The sequence below is a fragment of the Acidiphilium sp. genome, assembly GCF_049977125.1.
In the GTDB taxonomy this organism is placed as follows: Bacteria; Pseudomonadota; Alphaproteobacteria; order Acetobacterales; family Acetobacteraceae; genus Acidiphilium.
Window position 1 is genome coordinate 1 of sequence record NZ_JBMFGY010000232.1, and the last position, 3,515, is coordinate 3,515.

The 3,515-nt window shown below is 62.1% G+C and carries 2 protein-coding genes and 2 pseudogenes; 2 read left to right on the plus strand and 2 right to left on the minus strand.

The window, feature by feature from the left end:
• Positions 1 to 207 precede the first annotated feature (207 nt).
• Positions 208 to 627 (plus strand): annotated as a pseudogene (locus tag ACP5E6_RS17255) (IS1634 family transposase); the annotation flags it as partial.
• Positions 628 to 759: 132 nt separating this feature from the next.
• On the plus strand, positions 760 to 2,490 hold the full coding sequence (locus ACP5E6_RS17260) for an IS1634 family transposase (protein WP_427956276.1): 1,731 nt from the start codon (positions 760 to 762) through the stop codon (positions 2,488 to 2,490).
• 116 nt (positions 2,491 to 2,606) lie between these two features.
• Here the strand turns inward: ACP5E6_RS17260 and istB are convergent, their stop codons facing one another.
• The gene (istB, locus tag ACP5E6_RS17265) at positions 2,607 to 3,338 is read right to left on the minus strand and encodes an IS21-like element helper ATPase IstB (protein WP_427956279.1); all 732 of its coding nucleotides are present in this window, start codon (positions 3,336 to 3,338) and stop codon (positions 2,607 to 2,609) included.
• Positions 3,338 to 3,515, minus strand: a pseudogene (locus ACP5E6_RS17270) (IS21 family transposase); the annotation flags it as partial. The gene istB and the pseudogene ACP5E6_RS17270, both read right to left, overlap by 1 nt.

Below are 3,515 nucleotides of genomic sequence, written 5' to 3' on the forward strand. Positions count from 1 at the left end.
CGCGCTCATCGAAGAGCGAGAGTTGCAGCGCGCCACTTTCCCCGGGTTCGCGGTCACAGGGCATGCGACGACAGGCGCGGCACCTGCAATCCATTGATTTAGCTTGCTTTCTGCTCCGTCCGGCAACGGGAAAACGCGAAATCCATAGACACACGATATGATGCGAGCACCATTGATTTTGCGTCCGTAAACGGATATTCTATGGGCATGTATCTGCGGATCACCGAGCGACGGAACCGCGACGGCTCGACCGTCGCCTACTACGGGCTCGCCGAGAACATCTGGAATGCCGAGGCCAAGCGGTCGGAGACGCGCGTGGTGCACAGCTTCGGCCGTGCCGACCAACTCGACCGCGCGGCGTTGCAACGCCTGGTGGCCAGCATCAACCGCGTCATCGACGCCGATGCGTCCGACGCGCTGCCAGCGCGTGGCAACAGCGCGCTGCCCGAGATCGATATCGAAGTGGTGTTCGAACTTGGCGTCGTGCTGGCCGCACGCGGGCTGTGGGAGGACCTCGGTATCGGCGAGGCCGTCCGCACCCGCGTCGCGCGCGCGGGCCTTACTGCCCCACACGAGACCGCGCTGTTCGCCATGGCGGCACAGCGTCTGGATGACCCCGCCTCTAAACTGAACTTCCGGCGGTCTTTTCTTTTATGGCATTGAAATAAAACAGAAACTGCCGATTTTCCACCAAAAGTGTAGCCATGTAATTATGTATAATTCGCTTGCTATGATGTTCACTCACGCCTATAATAAGCCATGTATATCGAGACCGTCCCCAACCGGAACTCGCCCCCCGCCATCCTGCTCCGCGAGAGCTATCGCGAGGCCGGCAAAATCCGCAAACGCACGCTCTGCAACCTCTCCCACTGGCCACTCGCCCACATCGAAGGTTTGCGCGGCGTGCTCAAGGGGGGAACCGTCATTCCGCCCGAGCAGCAGGCCATCCAGATCTCCCGCTCGCTGCCCCATGGCCATGTCGTCGCCGCCCTCGGCACGGCGCGCCGCATCGGGCTTGATGATCTGCTTGGCGCGGCGGGCAACCGCGCGCGTGACCTCGTGCTCGCCCTCATCGTCGGGCGCATTCTTGATCCGCTTTCCAAACTTGCCGCCGCGCGCACGCTCTCGCCGGCCACCGCGGCCTCGAGTCTCGGCGAGATGCTCGGTCTCGGCGTGGTCGATGAGGACGAACTCTATGCCGCGCTCGACTGGCTCGGCGCGCGCCAGGCTGGGATCGAGGCGGTGTTGGCGAAGCGCCATCTTCAGAGCGGCACGCTGGTGCTCTACGATGTCTCGTCAAGCTACATGGAAGGACACTGCTGCCCGTTGGCCAAGCGCGGCTACAGTCGTGACGGCAAGAAGGGCAAGCTGCAGATCATCTATGGCTTGTTGTGCGCGCCCGATGGTTGCCCGGTGGCGATCGAGGTGTTTGACGGCAACACCGCCGATCCGCTGACGCTGGCGCCGCAGATCGAGAAACTCAAGCAGCGCTTTCGTCTCGATCATGTCGTGCTGGTCGGCGATCGTGGCATGATCACCGAGGCGCGCATCAGCGACGATGTCAGGCCGGCCGGGCTCGATTGGATCACCGCGCTACGTGCCCCGGCGATCAAGGCGCTTTGCGAAAGTGGCGCGCTGCAACTCTCGCTCTTCGATGAGCGCGACATGGCGCGCATCACCACGCCGGAATTTCCCGGCGAGCGGCTCATTGTCTGTCGCAATCCCGATCTTGCCGCCCTGCGCCGCGGCAAACGCGAAGACCTCCTCGCGGCGACGGAACGCGATCTCGGCCGCATCAAGACCGCCGTCGCGCGCCGACGCAGACCGCTCTGTGGCGCCAGCGCCATCGCGCTCAAGGTCGGCGCGGTGATCCATCGCCACAACATGGCCAAGCATTTCCACCTCGACATCACCGATACCAGCTTCCACTTCGCGCGCCAGGAACAGGAGATCGCCGCCGAGGCGGCGCGCGACGGTCTCTATATCATCCGCACCAGCCTGTCAGATGAAGCTTGCGGGGATGCGGCAACCGTGCGGATCTACAAATCCCTCGCCCGGGTGGAACGCGCCTTCCGTTGCCTCAAGACCGTCGATCTGCATGTCCGCCCGGTCTATCACTGGCTGGAAGGGCGGGTGCGCGCGCATGTGTTTCTCTGCATGCTTTCCTATTATCTCGAGTGGCATATGCGCCAGCGCCTGGCGCCGATGCTTTATGAAGATCCCGACAAGGAACTTGCCGAGACCCTGCGCCCGAGCGTGGTCGCCAAGGCGGCGCGCTCGCCGCGCGCCCGGCGCAAGGACGCGACCAAGTGCGGCGAGGACGGTTCGCCGGTCCACAGCTTCCACACCCTGATCGCCGATCTCGCAACCCTCGCCCGCAACACCGCAACCACCGCCATTGCGCCCAACCACCCCTTCACCATCACCACCCGCCCCACCCCCACCCAGCAAAAAGCCTTCGACCTCCTCAGCGTGACTTGTAGCCAGTAGCACCCCGCCCGCACAGGAATTACCGCGCTAGATCAGCGGGTTGTGGTTTTCGACGGAGGAAGTTCAGGTTAGCTCAGCCGGGGCGAGTGCGGTGGCGTGATGTGGGGCTTTGAGCTTCAGGCGCGGTTTTTGAAGCGCCAGCTTTCGTTGCCGGTTTCGACGATATCACAGTGGTGGGTAAGACGATCGAGCAGCGCGGTCGTCATCTTGGCGTCGCCGAAGACGCTGGGCCATTCGCCGAAATTGAGATTGGTGGTAACGATCACCGAGGTTCGTTCGTAGAGCCGGCTGACGAGATGAAAGAGTAATTGGCCGCCAGCCTGTGCGAAGGGAAGATAGCCCAGTTCGTCGAAAACGACGAAGTCCATCCTTGTGAGATAATCAGCGATCCTTCCCTGACGTCCAGCGCGCGTTTCTGCCTCCAATCGATTGACAAGATCAACCGTGTTGAAGAAACGTCCGCGTAGGCCGGAGCGGATGCAGCTTCGCGCGATGGCGATGGCAAGATGCGTCTTGCCGGTTCCCGTGCCGCCGACGAGAACGATATTGCGCTGCTGTGCGACAAAGCCGCCGCCTGCAAGGTTACGCACCAACCCCTCGTTGACCATGGCGCCGTCGAAGGTGAAGTCGTCGAGGTCTTTCGCCAAGGGGAGTTTGGCGATGGTCATCTGATATTTGATGGAGCGCGCCTGCTTTTCGGAGAGTTCGGCCTTGAGAAGATCGCCGACGATCTGCGATGGCTCAAGCGCGCGCTTGATGCCAGTCGACATCACTTCGTCATAGGCGCTCCTCATGCCGTAGAGTTTTAGTTCTCTCATCAAATCAAGGATTTGTGTACGTTCCATCATTAGCCTGAACGCCTCAGCTGATCGTATCGGGCGCAATCGGCGAGCGGAACGTGCCGGAGTTTCAGGGCATCCGGTGTGAGGATGGTCAGCGGGACCCCGGGATCGCGGCGGCGCGCCAGAATGTTGAGAATGACGTCGGCGGAACAAACGCCTTGATCCAAAGCTTCGGCGCAGGCG

Excerpts from the sequence above, each read along its gene's own strand:
- ACP5E6_RS17260 (WP_427956276.1), top strand. The coding sequence starts at position 760 with ATGTATATCGAGACCGTCCCCAACCGGAACTCGCCCCCCGCCATCCTG.
- istB (WP_427956279.1), bottom strand. The coding sequence starts at position 3,338 with ATGATGGAACGTACACAAATCCTTGATTTGATGAGAGAACTAAAACTC.